The sequence below is a fragment of the Williamsia muralis NBRC 105860 genome, assembly GCF_001598915.1.
GTDB classification, from domain to species: domain Bacteria; phylum Actinomycetota; class Actinomycetes; order Mycobacteriales; family Mycobacteriaceae; genus Williamsia; species Williamsia muralis.
The window spans coordinates 511,184-525,001 of sequence record NZ_BDAP01000001.1; the positions used below are offsets into that span (position 1 = coordinate 511,184).

A 13,818-nucleotide genomic window follows, 5' to 3' on the forward strand; every position below is an offset into this window, starting at 1 on the left:
CAGGGTAATCAGAGATCCTCCGCGTCAGGGGGATTGGGTGTGGAGGCCCGACGGGTCGCCGATGCGGTGTGTGAGATCGACGGCGTCGCCGGCCTGTATGGCGGCGTGTTCGGCGAGATCGCAACCTACCTGCCGGGAACTCGAATCAACGGAGTGGCCCTGTCCGACGCGCGTGGTGAGGTGCACATCGTCGCCACGGCGGGTTCGGACTTGCTGGCCGTCGGCGCCCGTGCGCGCGACATCGCCGAATCGATCACCGGCAAACCGGTTTCGGTCACGATCGACGACATCACCACCAGAGATGCCGCTGTTGCCCACCGAAACGAGCTCACATGAGCACCAACGCCGGCATCGGTTTGCTGGCCGGACTGCTGCTGGCGATCGCGGCGGTCACCGGTGGATTCGGCGGCTTCGTGATCGGTGTGCTCCTGGGTGGAATCGGACTTGCCCTCGGACTGCAACGAGACGGGGTCATCGACCTGAGTGCGCTCGTGCGGAGACGCGATCGTGGCTGATTCAGCCGACGCGACCGCTCGTGCGGACCGTGGCACCCTCGTCATCGCCGACCGGGTGGCCGCGAAAATTGCTACACGCGCGGCACTCTCGGTTGATGCTGTGGTGCGACACCACAGCGGACTGGGTGCAGTCGTCGGTGCGACCTACCCGCAGGTGCGAGTTGACATGGCGCCGAGCGCCGGTCCGCAGTTCATGGTGATTGTGGCTCTGCGCTGGCCGAGCGCAGTCGCCGAAGTCTGCAGGCAGGTCCGTCGGCAGGTGGCGCACGACATGAACCGCCTGACGGGCCTGGCTCCGTCTCGAGTCGATGTGTCTGTGGCGCAGATGATATCGAGTTCGGGCCGCCATGGCGGACACGGCATTGCAGGTCGGTCGCATGCCAGGCTGGTGGAGCTACCCACCGCTGAAGGAGAACGCGAGTACAGGGGAGTGGGTGAGCAGGCTTGAGTGCGCGACATCGTTCCACAACAGCTGATGCACCTGACCGTGTAGATGTTGCGACAGAACAATTCACGAGCCTTCGCCCGGCAAGAGTGCTGCCACCGAGTGAAGCGCCGGGGGCGGCCAGGACTGGGGCCGTATTCGGAGTGTTCATGCTCGTTGTGGCCGCGATCGCCATACACGATCTACTGATCGAAATCGGGTGGGTCAGTGGACGGCAGTGGAGTCACTCCGCGGCACGGTGGGTGGCGGAAAGCTCATGGCAACAATGGATGTGGCCGGCTGCGGCCGCCGCCGTGGCTGTCGGGCTGGGCTGCTTGTGGCAGTCGCTTCGCCCCCGTCGGCGAAAGTACGTTCAGCTCGCCGGGCATGAAGCGCTGTGGACCCGGCGAAGCGACATCGCCAGGCGATGCACCAGCGCGGTGACGGCGCTCCCCGGCGTCGCACTCGCCGAAACCGTTGTCGGTCGGCGGCGGGTAAAGGTCACCGTCGAGGCGTCCGGCCTTTACGACACCGAGACCGTACAGACTGCAGTTGACGAGGTGTTGTCGGCAATCGACATACCCTTGCGCGCCAACATCAAAACCGTGGCCCCGCGTGTGACAGAAGGTGGTCGACGATGAACCACGGACCGGCGGCGGGGCACCGTTTCACGGTTGGGCTGATCGGCGCACTGTTGGTGGCAGCGGGTGTTGCAGCAATCGGGTGGCGCCTCGAGGTCGACTCGATTCGGCAACTGGTGAACAGGATCGACTTCGATGCGCCGCAACGGGCAGCAGACGGTCGTTGGTGGCCCGCAGTGCTGGCCGCTGTCGCAATCGTCGCGCTCTTCTGGGGAACGTCACTGGTCTTGACCGCACTCAGAACCGGGAAGATCGGCGACATACAGCTGACGGGAAGCGATTCCGGCGGGTCTCTGACGATCCCGCCGAAGCTGTTGGCTTCGTCGGTGGCAGACGACCTGCGCGGGCACCGCATGTTCGACCGAGTGAAAGCGGTTGCCACCGACGATCGTGGACGCAAGCTGGTACGGATCACCGTGACCGCGCAGCCACATCACACCTACGACGAAATCACTGCGGTGGTGGAGGACAGCGTCGAGCTGATCCGGACCGCGGTCGATGGCGCAGACCTGCGTGTTCAGGCACTGCTGCACATGGAGAACAACGCTGACAACCGCCGATTTGGCGACCGGCGCTTTTATGAAGAAGGAGAATCCAGTGGGACTCGATGACAGGTTGTCCAACAAGACCGAAGATCTCGGTGGCAAAGCGAAAGAGGTCACCGGTGACCTGACCGGCAACGATGAACTCAAGGGCGAGGGCAAGGCCGACCAGTTGTCGGCAGCAGTCAAAGACGGTGTCGAAGACCTCAAGGACGCCGCCACCAACATCAAGAACAAGCTGACCGGCGGCTAGCTCCGACATGCCCCAGGAAGTAGGACGAAAACCCTCGGAGCCGACTCGGATGCTGGCTTATCGATGCGAGAAACACGAACCCGGGGAACGGAGGCAGCAGTGAGCGAGGATACGGCTCGCAGAGGCGGGGACAAGCTCGAGAATCATTCGGCCGAACCAGCGGGTGCGCTTGAAACACGTCTGTTTGTTGTTGGTCTCTCCGGCTTGGCGGTCATAGCCTCGATAGTCGCCTGGGTTGCGGTCAATTGACAGACCGACCGCGTCCGAGATGCAGCGTTTGAGAGTGGACGCCGAACGCAACCAGCACAATTCGATGTTTCACAAAGAACTGGCCGAGTGCGCCCTTCGATTGCACGGGCCCTGGACTGGCCTGACGCCCGATGAGGTACTTCGAGAGGTGCGTAGAGCAGCTGTCGGACTACTGCCGGCGGTTGACTACGCGAGTGTGACCTTGGTCAGTAAGCACGTGCGCGGCCGCACGAACCAGATCGGTCCGTCCTTCGTCGACGAGGATGTCTCCACGCGCATCGATGCGTTGCACCACGAACACGGAACCGGGCCTTGCTTTGACGCGGTGTGGCAACCCGGGCCGCTGACGGTCAACGCTGTGACCACCGAGACCCGATGGCCTGCCCTGATGGCTGCGGTGCTCGAGCAGACCGAGATCAGATCACTGATGTCGATTCAGCTCAGGGCTGCAGACCAAGCTCTCGGCGCGCTCAACTTGTTCGCCGTCGAGCCTTCGGCATTCACCTGTGAGATCAGAGAAGATGCGGTCATCCTGGCGACCCACGCCGCAATCGCCTTGTCGGCGGCAGATCGACTCCAGCACATCAACAGAGCCTTGGAGTCACGAGATCTCATCGGACAAGCCAAAGGGATGCTCATGGAGAGGTTTGCGATCGACGCTGCCCAGGCCTTCGGCATCCTGCGGGAACTATCGCAGGAAACCAATGTCACTGTGGTCGACATCTGTGCCCAGCTCGTCAACGCAGACCATCCGAGAAAAGCGCGAACCGCAGGCTCCTGAACGATCAGGCAGGATCTGACGGTGGGATGGCTCGTTCGATGACCGAGCGAAGCGCGGAGTCGTAGGACGGGGGGAGAGGCCGGTGGCAGAGTTCGTGGGCTTCGGCCAGCGGCACCCCGAGCGCTCTCAGCACGTCTGTCGCCATTCGGTCGACCGCGGCTTCGCTGTTTCGATCAGCGTCATCCAGCAACAGACGCCCCAGTGCGAGTAGGGATCCCGCCACGAGCGCCAACGCGAGCTCAACGTCTTCGACGTCGAACCGGCCTTGCTGCGATGCGGCGAGGATGTCCCGGCGCGATCGCGGAGCAAGACCGAGATCCGAGGTGATCGGCGACATCGCCGAGTTCAGGAGCACTCGGCTCAGGTCTGGCTCGAGGCGGAACAGTCGTCCGGCCAGTCGGAATGATTGAGTGAACATCTCGACCGGGTCTTCGAGCCCCTCGGTCAAGGTGTCGAGGTACGCCCCGACCGATTCGAGTGCACTGTCGATTGCGGCGCTGAACAGGTCTTCCTTGCTCTCGAAGTGGTTGTAGAACGAGCCCATTCCGACGTCGGCGGCTTGCGTGATCTCCAGGACGGGCGCATTGACTCTGCCGTCGGCGATGAAACCCTGCGCAGCGGTGACAAGCGCCGCCCGGGTGCGCGCCTTGCGGCGCTCGAGTCGATTACCCTGCGTCACTCGGGCTCCTGCGTTTTCGACGGTCAATCGTGGCCACCGGAAGTATACCGACGCGTCCCCGCAGGTGTGCCGACCTGCGACTCACGCGAACCTGGCGCGGAATGAGGCGAAACCCTGCAGACAGTTGTTCGAGAGCGGAACCGGATCCGACACTTCGATGGTCTCGACCCGGGTGATCAACTCGCGCAGTAGGGTCTGCATCTCGAGCTTGGACAGCTGCATGCCTACACACGTGTGCATCCCGTGTCCCCAGCCGAGATTGCTGCCTCGTCGGTGCAGTGAGAACGTCTGGGGATCGTCGAAGTGGCGCTCGTCCATGTTCGCCGCGGCGTAGAGCAGCACAACGCGCTCACCTGCCCGGATCCTGACACCGTCGATGTCCTTGTCGTGACTCACCCTTCGAGTGAAGCCGCGAACAGGTGACGCCACGCGTACCGCCTCGACCACAGCGGTGGGGATCAGTTCGGGGTCAGCTCTGAGTTGAGCGTAGAGCTCTGGATCGCGGCCAAGGCTCCAGAGCAGCTGGCCCGTCGCGAGGATGGTGGTGTCGAGACTCGGTGCCACGAAGTCGATCACCATGGTTCGCGCCTCGGACCTGCTGATCTCTCCGCGGTCGGCAGCATCGAAGACACTGGCCGCCCATCCGTCGGGCGTGACCTGTGAACGGCGCAGTCGCATCGTGTAGAGCAGCAACCCCAATGCCGTCGGAGTCGCGTCGATGGCTCGTCGGTTCAGCGGACCGAGAATGTCGAATGTTCCGGCACCCCAGGTGAGTAACTGCTGCGGTCCGACCTCGACACCGACGAGATCTGCAACGGCTGCGATCGGAAGCCGGGAGGCGAACTCCGCGACTCCGTCGAATGAGTCCAGTTCCAGCAGCCGGTCCACGGTCGCGCGTGCTTCGTCGCGAAGGATGGGCAACGACGGTCGGATTGCGCGTGATACCAACGACTGCATCAGTATTCGGCGGCGGGCCGAATGTCGTTCATCATCGCTGGACAATACGGTCTTGCGTCCGAGTAGATTCGCGACCGGGTTCGCCGCGACCCCGGAGCCGCTACGAAAGGTGGCATCGTCACGCAGTGCACTCCGGACGTCGTCGAAACGGCCCATCGCCCACACCTTGTGTTTCGGCAGCCACACCACCGAGCCCGCGTCGCGGATCTGCCGGTAAACGGGCTGCGGATCGATCAGTGCCGTCTGCCCGTACAAGTCGACATCGACCACCGGGACATCTCGGCGCGACCGCGTGTTGAGCATGTCTATGCCTCCAAGAGAGGTGATCGGGCTGTCATGCCGCTACGTTCGTGATGTGGGTACGGTGTGCGCGTCGGTAGACGGACAGCAGTTGCTCCACATCGGCTTCGGTTCGGGCTGATGCCATCACGACACGGTCGGGCCGGAGGAGCACCGCGTACGTGTGATGTGCCCGCATCACCTCAGACGGGGATGGGTTCGTCGACGGGACACACGCCAGAGCCTCAACGTCGGTGTGCGTCAGTCCCATACGCGCGAGCCGATGGGCCGTGTCATCCCGCAAGGGACCACGGGTGATCAATGCGTAGCGCGGTCCGAGCAGGTTGTCGAGCCGGTGAATGCCGCCGGCCGTACACGCCCGCGGTTGCGGGAACAGGGTTCCGTTGAGGCGCGACAGTATTCCGCGGCGCCGAACCAGTGGCCCGTGGCGCAGGGAAGGGCTTGCATCGGGCAGAGCATGTGCGATGCGAGGAACGTGACATACCGCTGTGACTGCTGCTCTGCGGACGGAAGCGAGACGGTCCTGCCCACCGGTGAGGGCCCATCCGACTGCCAACGCCGTCAGGATGATTCGGGTGGCATGCGGTTTTCGTTCGGATTCGTAGGTGTCGAGCAGCGACTCAGGTGCAGAACCGTCGAGAACGTCGGCCAACTTCCACGTCAGGTTGAACGCGTCGCGCAATCCCGAGCCGAGTCCCTGCCCGACAAACGGCGGTGTCTGATGAGCGGAGTCGCCGGCAAGGAAGACTCGACCGCTGCGCCAGGTGTGAGCCACCCGTGCGCGAAAGGTGTAGACGGCCTGGCGCATGATCTGCGAATCCGCGAGTTCAGACGGGGTCATCCATGGCGACAACAGCTTCTGCAACGTCTGCTCGGATCGCAGTGCGTCGAGGTCCTCGCCGTCGTGCACACGAAACTCCCAGCGGTATCGGTTTCCGGTGACGGGCATGAACGTGGCAGCGCGATCGGGGTCGCAGATCTGGTGGACACCGCCCCACACGTCGAGCGGTGCCGGGGTGAGGACGTCGATCACCAACCATCGTTCGTCGAAGTGGAAGTCGCGCATGGTGATACCGAGTTGATCGCGCACAAGGCTGTTGGCCCCATCGCACCCGATCACAGCGGCGGCATCGACGAAATCTGTTTCGCCACTGCTGTTCTCGTAGCACACCACCGGCCGTGCGCCGCCGGCAACATCGATGACCTGGCAACCACGCCGAAGGTCGATGAGGTCGACGGACGCTGCTTCGTCGAGGAGAACACCTTCGAGGTCGGGCTGGTCGAACATGCTTCCCAGCGGGTAGCCGTTGGCGCCGTCCTCGGTGCTGCGGGCGAATTCGGTCATCACTCGCCCGCGTCCGTTGATCAGCCTCATGCCCGGCATCGCCCGGGTGTGCGGCGCGAACTTCTCGTCGACGCCGACGGCCTGCAGTATCCGGAACACCTCGTCGTCGAGGTGCACCGCGCGTGGCAGCGGATACGGTTCGCGGTGACGCTCCAGGATCACCGTGGCAACACCGCGTTTGGCAAAGAGCAGAGCGCAGGCGAGCCCGACGGGGCCCGCGCCGACGATCACGACGGGGTCGCGCTGGGCGGTCATGCGTAGGTGACGTGGCAGCGTTGACGGCCCAGATCGATGGCGCCGTCGTCGGTCGCGATACGAACCTCGACGACGTCGCCGTCTTTGAGGTACTTGGGGTTTGATGCCTGACGCTTGAAGAAGGTCTTCCATTTGACGTGCGGCGGGATGAGTGCGCCGATGATCTCGATGGGCTTGGGTGGCGCGGTCAGCGCGGTGCCACCGGGAGTGCCGGTGAGCAGGAGATCTCCGGCGTCGAGGCGTTGAAAGCCGGTGAGCACGGCGAGCGCGCTCACCGGATCGATGATCATGTCGCCGCCGACCCGCCCGTTCTGCCGGCGTTCGCCGTTGACCCAGAGTTGCAGGCGAAGCTGGTCGAACCGGCGCCATTCCTCGTGCGTGAGCAGTACCAGTCGAGGGCCGACCGGTGTGAAGGTGGGGTACGACTTGGATTCGTAGAACTGGGTTTTCGGTAATTGCACGTCGCGAGCGCTGACGTCGTTGGTGATCACGACTCCCGCGAAGAAGTCGCTGAGGGTGTCGGTGGTGACGGAAGTGCCGACGTCGATGGAGGCTCCGGCGACGAGACCGATCTCCACCTCGTAGTCGAGCAGTGCGACGTGCGCCGGCTTGATGATGTCGTCGAACGGGCCGGTGATCGAACCCGACGATTTGCGGAAGAAGGTGGCCGACACCCTGTCGGGGTTGATGCCCGAATCGGTTGCGTGGCTGCGGTAGTTGACCATCTGCGCGACCACCCGGCACGGGGCCGTCACAGGCGAGAGCAGAACGAGATCGCCCACGGGGGTTCCGCCGGCATCGCCATCGGTTGCTGCCGCGTCGATCGCGGCGCGATCGGTCAGCAGCTCGCCGGTGGTCTTCGCGGATGTGCGAATGGGGTAAGCGGTCTGATCGCGCTGGACCCACCAGCCGGTGTCTGTGCGCAGGACGGTTGTGGTCATGAACGTGCCACTTTCAGTAGGCCCAGAAGGCGGTGGATGTCGAATTCGTTGTCGTCACGAAGCCCGGCGAGCATGCCCTTGACCAGATCGGGATCAGGGCTGGCGCCGAGGAAATCGCGGGTCACGGGTGGCCCCCATTGCGACAGTCCGCTTGCGGTCATCGGCGCCCATCCCGCCTCGATGGTGCTGTCGAACATGTCCCCGTCGGCAAAGTGCTCCACCATGAACCTGTCCGGATCCCGCCAGTAGTCAAAGAGTTGACTGCCCTGGATGTGACGGCCGATTCCCCACGCGTGGTGATAGCCGCGATCGGCGAGGTAGGCGCCCCCCGCGGCGACGGCGTCGAGGTCGGCCACCTGATACGCCGAGTGGATGTACCGGGACATCGGCCCCAAAGTCATTGCCAGCGTGTGGTGGTCGGCCGGCTCACCACCACGATCACAGCGCATGAATGCCATCGTCGGACCGCGGTCACGTTGACCGGGGAAGAAGAGGAAGTCGCTGACGATCAATCCCAGCATCTCCTGGTACCACGCAAGATTCTCGCGAAAACGGGGTGTCTCGATCACGACGTGTCCGAGGCGCTGCACCCGTGCAGGTTCGCGAGACGGACGCTGAACGGCGTTGACTCGCTCGACCTTTCCGCCGAAGTTGAACGTCAGAGAATCTTGGTCGGGGAGCGAAGGTAGGTCGGTCAGTCCCGCAACCACCCGGATTGCCATCCCGGACGGATCGGTGAGGTCGATGGCCGCGCCGCCGAGGTCGCCGAGAGGGTAGACGCGCCGCCCGGTTTCTCGGGACAGTCGCAGCAGGTCGTCGTTGCCGGCCGCACGGAACGCTGGTCCGATGAATTTCGATCGATGTGATCGCCGGATCAGGACGCAGGGCGCTCCGGACCATGTGCCGCGTAGGGACAGCTGATCGGCGGTCCGGGAGACGGTGGAGAAACCGAAGTCGTGAGCAAACCGTTCCGCGTGCGCGATGTTCGGTTTCTCGAACTCGAGCCAGGCGAGGTCGACAACCTTGACAACGGGCGACGCCGCTCGGTCCTCGGGATCGCCAGGGCGAGCGCCATCGCCACTGTGCAGATCGGCATGCGGGGTGTGTGCCGGCACCGTCATAAGTGACCTCCTCAAGTAATTGAGTAAATCGTCACTTATGAGCAAACCGGCAGTCAAGGGGTATGGCGTGTTGGAATTTCGTCAGGACTGATGGAAGTTCGCCAGCACATCAATCCGTCGAGCCAGCGGTGAGCGATCGCGCGACCTGGATCAGGTTGTCAACACGGTGAACCGCCAGTCGAGCACCGGCACACCCGTGTCGGGGCGCTCGGACACACCACCCGGCGTCTGAGGTGCAAAACTCAGAGACCGGCCGCTTGTGCCAGTCGTCCCAGCGAATGGTGCGGCTGACCGATCAGCTGAGCGGTCCCATGTGCGCGCTTGAAGTACAGATGCGCGTCGTGTTCCCACGTGATGCCGATTCCGCCATGGAGCTGAATGGTCTCGGCGGCAATGTGGTTGAACGCGTCCGAGCAGTACACCCGGGCAGCGTCAGCGAGCGCGAGCGCTTCGTCGGTTCCGTTGACGAGTGCGTCGACGGCTGCGTAGGAGATGGAATGCGCGGTCTCGGTGAGCGCGTACATGTCGGCCATCCGGTGCTTGAGTGCCTGGAATGAGCCGATGACCCGACCGAACTGTTTGCGCGACTTCGTGTATTCGACGGTCAGGTCGAGCGCTGCGCGAGCTGCCCCCACCTGTTCGGCGCTGATTGCGACGAATGCGGTCGCGCGGAGGTTGTCCACCAGATTCTCGGCCGTCGGGATGGCGATGGCATCGACATCCTCGAAGGTGACGGTTGTCAGCGGCCGCGTGGGGTCCATGGTGGGACGGGCTACTCGAGTGATGCCGTCGGCGTTCGCATCCACCTGATGCAGCGTGACGTGCTCACCCGAGCGGGCCAGGACCAGCAACACGTCGGCATACTCGCCGTCGAGTACGTAGTGGCTGGTACCGGAGAGAATCCCGCTGCTCGCCTCCACTCCGGGTTCGTTCCAGCCGGATTCGCCCGCCCAGCACAGTGCGGCCACCTTCTCGCCCGATGCCAGGTCAGGAAGGGTACGCGCGCAGGCCTCGTCGTCTCTGCTGAGGAGCAGGGCCTGCGTGGCGAGAACCGCAGAACCGAGCATCGGAACCGGGGAGAGGTGTTTGCCCAGTTCTTCGAGGACTACATGGGTTTCGGTGAGCGTGGCGCCCACACCGTCGAACTGCTCCGGGATCGCCAGTGCGGCGACGCCGATCTGTTCGCACAGGGTGGACCACAGAGCCTGGTCGTGCCTGTTCTCCGACGACATCGCCGCTCGCACGCTGGCGGAGTCGCCACTGCGGCGTAGCAACGCAGCAACCGAATCACGCAGCGCGGACTGCTCTTCGGTGTCGATTCCGGGGGAGTAGATGCTCATGCGCTGATCGACTCCAGAACCCGGGACCGGTGGACGGCGGGCGTACCCCACGCCGACAGCAGGGCTCGAGTCTTCGTCAGGTACAGCGACAGATCGTGCTCTTGGGTGTATCCGATGGCGCCGAGCACCTGCAGGCCGACCCGGGAGGCGAGGTAGGCGGCCTCTCCCGCGGCGACTTTCGCCGCTGACACATCGCGCGAGGCGAATTGTGGTTCGGGTACTTGTCCTTCCAGGGTGAGTGCTGCTCCGTGCACGAGTGGCCGTGCCATCTCGACGGCGATCGCCACATCGGCGAGATGGTGTTTGACAGCCTGGAATGAGCCGATTTCCCTGCCGAACTGCTTCCGCGTTTTCGCGTACTCGCTGGTGAGGGTGAGCATGGTCTGCGCGAGGCCGATGAGCTGCGCCGCCGTCGCCAGGGCACCGAAGTCGAATGCGCGGGAGGCATCGACATCGGCCAGCCGTTCGCCGGCCTGCACCACCGAGAGTGTGCGGGCCAGATCCACCGACGGGCGCGGGTCCGTACCCACCCCGGTGCTCAAGGTCGAGCCGTCGACGAGATAGGTCTGTTCGGCGACTTCCACATCGACGGCGAAAGGAACCTCGGGAGGCAGTGCCAGCGTGGCCAGTGCACGTTCTGCCAATGCGGCCAACGGTTCGGTCACGGCGGCATCGGCAAGCAGAATCGGCACTGCAGCAACAGTTTCGGCAACGGGCCCGGGCACTCCGTAACGGCCGAGTGTCTCGACAGCGACGACCATCTCGACGGCGCCGGCGCCCATGCCGCCGTTGTCGTCGGAGATCAGCAGTGCGTTGACGCCGGTCTCGGCCAGCCTCGACCACACCTTGCGCCCTGGTTCGAGGTCCCCGGTGTTCCACGCGCGAATCACCGCGGGCAGATCACTCTTGGCGAGCATGGCGTCGATCGACGACGCGAGATCGCGGTGCTCGTCTTCCAGCAGAAATCTCATCTAGCGGTCCCCTCGCGGAAGTCCGAGCAGTCGTTCGGCGATCACGTTTCGCTGAATCTCGTTGGTACCGGCATAAATCGGCCCCGACAGTGAGAACAGGTACCCGTCGGTCCAGTCGCCGGACGGGTGCCGAAGCGCAACTTCGGATTCCGGTCCCAACAGATCCAACGCTGTCTCGTGGGTTGCGATGTCCCACTGTGACCAGAACACCTTGTTGATCGACGACTCCATGCCCAGCTGTCCGCCCTCGGCCAGTCTGCTGACGGTGGCAAACGTGGACAGCTCATACGCCCGGGCACCGATCCACGCATCGGCCACGCGGTCACCGAGCCCGGCGCGCAGCTCGGGTGCGGTGTCGCGCCACAGGTTCAGCAGCCGGTCGGTGGTGGCAAGGAAACGGCCGGGGGAGCGGAGGGAGAGTCCACGTTCGTTGGCCGCGGTGCTCATGGCCACCTTCCAGCCGTTGTTCACCTCGCCGATCACTCCGGACTCGCCGGGCTGATCGGGATCGTCGGGAACAAAGACGTTCTCCAGGAACAGCTCTGCGAATCCTGGCTCGCCGTCGAGCTGATTGATGGGCCGGACGGTGACACCCTCTGCGCGCAGATCGAACATGAAGTAGGTGATCCCGCGGTGCCGAACCGAGTCGGGGTCGGAACGGAACAGGCCGAAACCCCAGTCCGCGAAGCTCGATCGTGAGCTCCAGGTCTTCTGGCCGTTGAGCAGCCAGCCGCCTTCGGTACGAGTTGCGGTGGATCGCAGCGATGCGAGGTCGCTGCCGGCCTCGGGTTCGCTCCACGCCTGACCCCAGATGTCGTCGGCCCGTGCCATCCGCGGCATGATCCGTGTCAGCTGATCAGGGTGAGCATGTTCGAAAAGCGTTGGTGCCAAAAGGAAGATGCCGTTCTGGCTGACCCGGCCCGGAGCCCCGCTGCGGTAATACTCTTCTTCGAAGATCAGCCAGTGCAGCAGCGGTGCGTCGCGACCACCGAACTCTTCGGGCCAGCTGACCACCGACATGCGGGCATCGGCCATGGTGGCCTCCCACTGTCGGTGCTGTTCGAAGCCTTCGGCGCTGTCCATGGACCGCAGCGGCTTTTCCGGGACGTTCTCGGACAGCCAGCCCCGGACCTCGTCGCGAAAGGTGTTCGCCGCGTCGTCGAAGAGCAGATCCATCAGGACTCCTGCTTGGTAGCGCTGGACTTCATCGACTTGGCGTCCATGCCGCCCAAGGGGTCACCCTCGGGTGCTTCGGCATTGGCGCTGTGTGCGAAGTGGTGCCAGCCGAAGACCGAGTCCATCGCGTTTCGCATGCCCATCTGGTCTTCACAGATGTTGACGGCCTTCTTGCACAGCGCGAGTCCCAGCTGGGGCATCTCGGCGATGTTCCCGGCGATCTCGTCGACCTTCGCGGCCAGTTCGTCGCGGGGGACAACGTGGTTGACCATGCCCCAGTCGAGAGCTTCCTTGGCTCCGAACCGCTGGCCGGTGAAGAGGATCTCCTTGGCGCGGCGTGGGCCGAGCACAAATGCGTGGGCGAAGTACTCGACCCCGGGGATGCCCATCCGGGCGACCGGGTCGGAGAAGAACGCGTCGTCCGAGGCGACGATGAAGTCGCAGATCCAGGCCAGCATCATCCCGCCGGCGATGCAGGCACCGTGCACCTGTGCGATCACCGGTTTGGGGATCTCCCGCCAGCGGCGGCACATCCCCATGTACACCTCGACTTCGCGGGCCAGGCGCTGGTCACCGCCGGTGCGGTCGGTGTGGTCCCAATACAGGGTGGCGGTGTTCGGGTATTCGACGTGGAAGTCGCGTTCAGGCGTGCCGATGTCGTGACCGGCGGAGAAGTGTTTGCCCGCTGCACGCAGGACGATGACCTTGACGTCGGCATCGTTGACGGCGCGCACGAACGCCGCGTCGAGGGAGTACGTCATGACCGAGTTCTGCGCGTTGCGATAGTCGGGACGGTTCAACGTCACGTACGCGACGGCGCCCACGGTCTCGTACGCCACCGGGGTGGTGTCGACGCCAAGCTCGGAAGCGGTGAGAGGGCTCGGGATAGTCACCTCGACACCATACCTAGCAAGTGCTTGGTTGGTAAATGGCGCCGGCGAGTCGGTCATGCGGCCAGGAAGTTCCACCATGACCGCCGGCTGGGCTGCTCACGGGATGGCGGGTCAGTCAGACAGTCGCCGGGGAAACAACCAGTGGGCCACATTGCGGCGCGTGGCCATCAGCGATCTCAACGGGCCGCCGGCGGCCGGGTTGCCGTGGCTGTAGATCTCTGGATCCCCGGTCGTCGACCGGGTGGGCGGTGGCGGCGGGGTGTTCACCGAGACGGGTTCAAAAGCGGAAGACATTTCCTGCCCTCGTAGTTCTGGCTGCGGCCGCACCGCAGGCCGCCGTATATCTGTGGCGACCTGCGATACGGGCGTGCTCATCCGGCGCTTCCGGTTGCTACAGCCTGCGCGATAACGCCGAAAGTGTTTCCGATGACTTCG

The 13,818-nt window shown here is 64.2% G+C and carries 17 protein-coding genes; 8 read left to right on the top strand and 9 right to left on the bottom strand.

The features are described 5' to 3' along the window. Positions 1 to 39: 39 nt before the first annotated feature. The 7 genes from WIMU1_RS02470 to WIMU1_RS02500 all read left to right on the top strand — a co-directional run bounded on the left by WIMU1_RS02470 (position 40) and on the right by WIMU1_RS02500 (position 3,405). Entirely contained in the window at positions 40 to 336 is a 297-nt protein-coding gene (locus tag WIMU1_RS02470; RefSeq protein ID WP_245969145.1) for a hypothetical protein, read from the top strand. Further along, positions 333 to 515: a hypothetical protein gene (locus WIMU1_RS02475; RefSeq protein ID WP_062795001.1), complete on the top strand. Its 183-nt coding sequence runs from the start codon at positions 333 to 335 to the stop codon at positions 513 to 515. The genes WIMU1_RS02470 and WIMU1_RS02475 overlap by 4 nt, the downstream gene beginning before the upstream one ends. Then, positions 508 to 963 (top strand): Asp23/Gls24 family envelope stress response protein, encoded by a 456-nt coding sequence (locus tag WIMU1_RS02480; protein WP_062795002.1) that lies wholly within the window; start codon positions 508 to 510, stop codon positions 961 to 963. Before WIMU1_RS02475 ends, WIMU1_RS02480 begins: the two co-directional genes overlap by 8 nt. Positions 964 to 1,109: 146 nt before the next feature. Next, positions 1,110 to 1,580 (top strand): DUF6286 domain-containing protein, encoded by a 471-nt coding sequence (locus tag WIMU1_RS02485; RefSeq protein ID WP_147431434.1) that lies wholly within the window; start codon positions 1,110 to 1,112, stop codon positions 1,578 to 1,580. Next, positions 1,577 to 2,191 carry a hypothetical protein gene (locus WIMU1_RS02490; RefSeq protein WP_174548693.1) on the top strand — a complete coding sequence of 205 codons (615 nt, stop codon included), beginning with the start codon at positions 1,577 to 1,579 and terminating at the stop codon, positions 2,189 to 2,191. The genes WIMU1_RS02485 and WIMU1_RS02490 overlap by 4 nt, the downstream gene beginning before the upstream one ends. Beyond that, entirely contained in the window at positions 2,178 to 2,375 is a 198-nt protein-coding gene (locus WIMU1_RS02495) for a CsbD family protein (protein ID WP_062795004.1), read from the top strand. The genes WIMU1_RS02490 and WIMU1_RS02495 overlap by 14 nt, the downstream gene beginning before the upstream one ends. Before the next feature lie 313 nt (positions 2,376 to 2,688). After that, entirely contained in the window at positions 2,689 to 3,405 is a 717-nt protein-coding gene (locus tag WIMU1_RS02500) for a GAF and ANTAR domain-containing protein (RefSeq protein WP_255283868.1), read from the top strand. A 4-nt stretch (positions 3,406 to 3,409) separates the two neighbouring features. Here the strand turns inward: WIMU1_RS02500 and WIMU1_RS02505 are convergent, their stop codons facing one another. From WIMU1_RS02505 to WIMU1_RS02545, 9 genes are all read right to left on the bottom strand, one after another. After that, on the bottom strand, positions 3,410 to 4,084 hold the full coding sequence (locus tag WIMU1_RS02505) for a TetR/AcrR family transcriptional regulator (protein WP_062795006.1): 675 nt from the start codon (positions 4,082 to 4,084) through the stop codon (positions 3,410 to 3,412). A gap of 81 nt (positions 4,085 to 4,165) precedes the next feature. After that, complete coding sequence (locus WIMU1_RS02510; RefSeq protein ID WP_062795007.1) at positions 4,166 to 5,344, bottom strand: cytochrome P450; 1,179 nt, start codon at positions 5,342 to 5,344, stop codon at positions 4,166 to 4,168. A gap of 31 nt (positions 5,345 to 5,375) precedes the next feature. Next, positions 5,376 to 6,941: a bifunctional 3-(3-hydroxy-phenyl)propionate/3-hydroxycinnamic acid hydroxylase MhpA gene (gene mhpA, locus WIMU1_RS02515; protein ID WP_062795008.1), complete on the bottom strand. Its 1,566-nt coding sequence runs from the start codon at positions 6,939 to 6,941 to the stop codon at positions 5,376 to 5,378. Continuing rightward, positions 6,938 to 7,882, bottom strand: a complete 945-nt coding sequence (locus WIMU1_RS02520; RefSeq protein ID WP_062795009.1) for a fumarylacetoacetate hydrolase family protein — start codon at positions 7,880 to 7,882, stop codon at positions 6,938 to 6,940. The genes mhpA and WIMU1_RS02520 overlap by 4 nt, the downstream gene beginning before the upstream one ends. Beyond that, positions 7,879 to 9,003, bottom strand: coding sequence for a VOC family protein (locus WIMU1_RS02525; RefSeq protein WP_062795010.1), 1,125 nt, complete (start codon positions 9,001 to 9,003; stop codon positions 7,879 to 7,881). The genes WIMU1_RS02520 and WIMU1_RS02525 overlap by 4 nt, the downstream gene beginning before the upstream one ends. Positions 9,004 to 9,245: 242 nt before the next feature. After that, the gene (locus WIMU1_RS02530; protein WP_062795011.1) at positions 9,246 to 10,343 is read right to left on the bottom strand and encodes an acyl-CoA dehydrogenase family protein; all 1,098 of its coding nucleotides are present in this window, start codon (positions 10,341 to 10,343) and stop codon (positions 9,246 to 9,248) included. Next, positions 10,340 to 11,314 (bottom strand): acyl-CoA dehydrogenase family protein, encoded by a 975-nt coding sequence (locus WIMU1_RS02535; RefSeq protein ID WP_062795012.1) that lies wholly within the window; start codon positions 11,312 to 11,314, stop codon positions 10,340 to 10,342. The genes WIMU1_RS02530 and WIMU1_RS02535 overlap by 4 nt, the downstream gene beginning before the upstream one ends. Continuing rightward, positions 11,315 to 12,490, bottom strand: a complete 1,176-nt coding sequence (locus WIMU1_RS02540) for an acyl-CoA dehydrogenase family protein (RefSeq protein ID WP_062795013.1) — start codon at positions 12,488 to 12,490, stop codon at positions 11,315 to 11,317. Continuing rightward, a complete protein-coding gene (locus tag WIMU1_RS02545) occupies positions 12,490 to 13,440 on the bottom strand; it encodes an enoyl-CoA hydratase (RefSeq protein ID WP_084248049.1) in 951 nt (316 codons plus the stop codon). The genes WIMU1_RS02540 and WIMU1_RS02545 overlap by 1 nt, the downstream gene beginning before the upstream one ends. Positions 13,441 to 13,459: 19 nt before the next feature. Between WIMU1_RS02545 and WIMU1_RS26070 the strand changes: the two genes are divergently transcribed. Next, entirely contained in the window at positions 13,460 to 13,597 is a 138-nt protein-coding gene (locus WIMU1_RS26070; RefSeq protein ID WP_157366780.1) for a hypothetical protein, read from the top strand. The last annotated feature ends 221 nt before the right edge of the window (positions 13,598 to 13,818 follow it).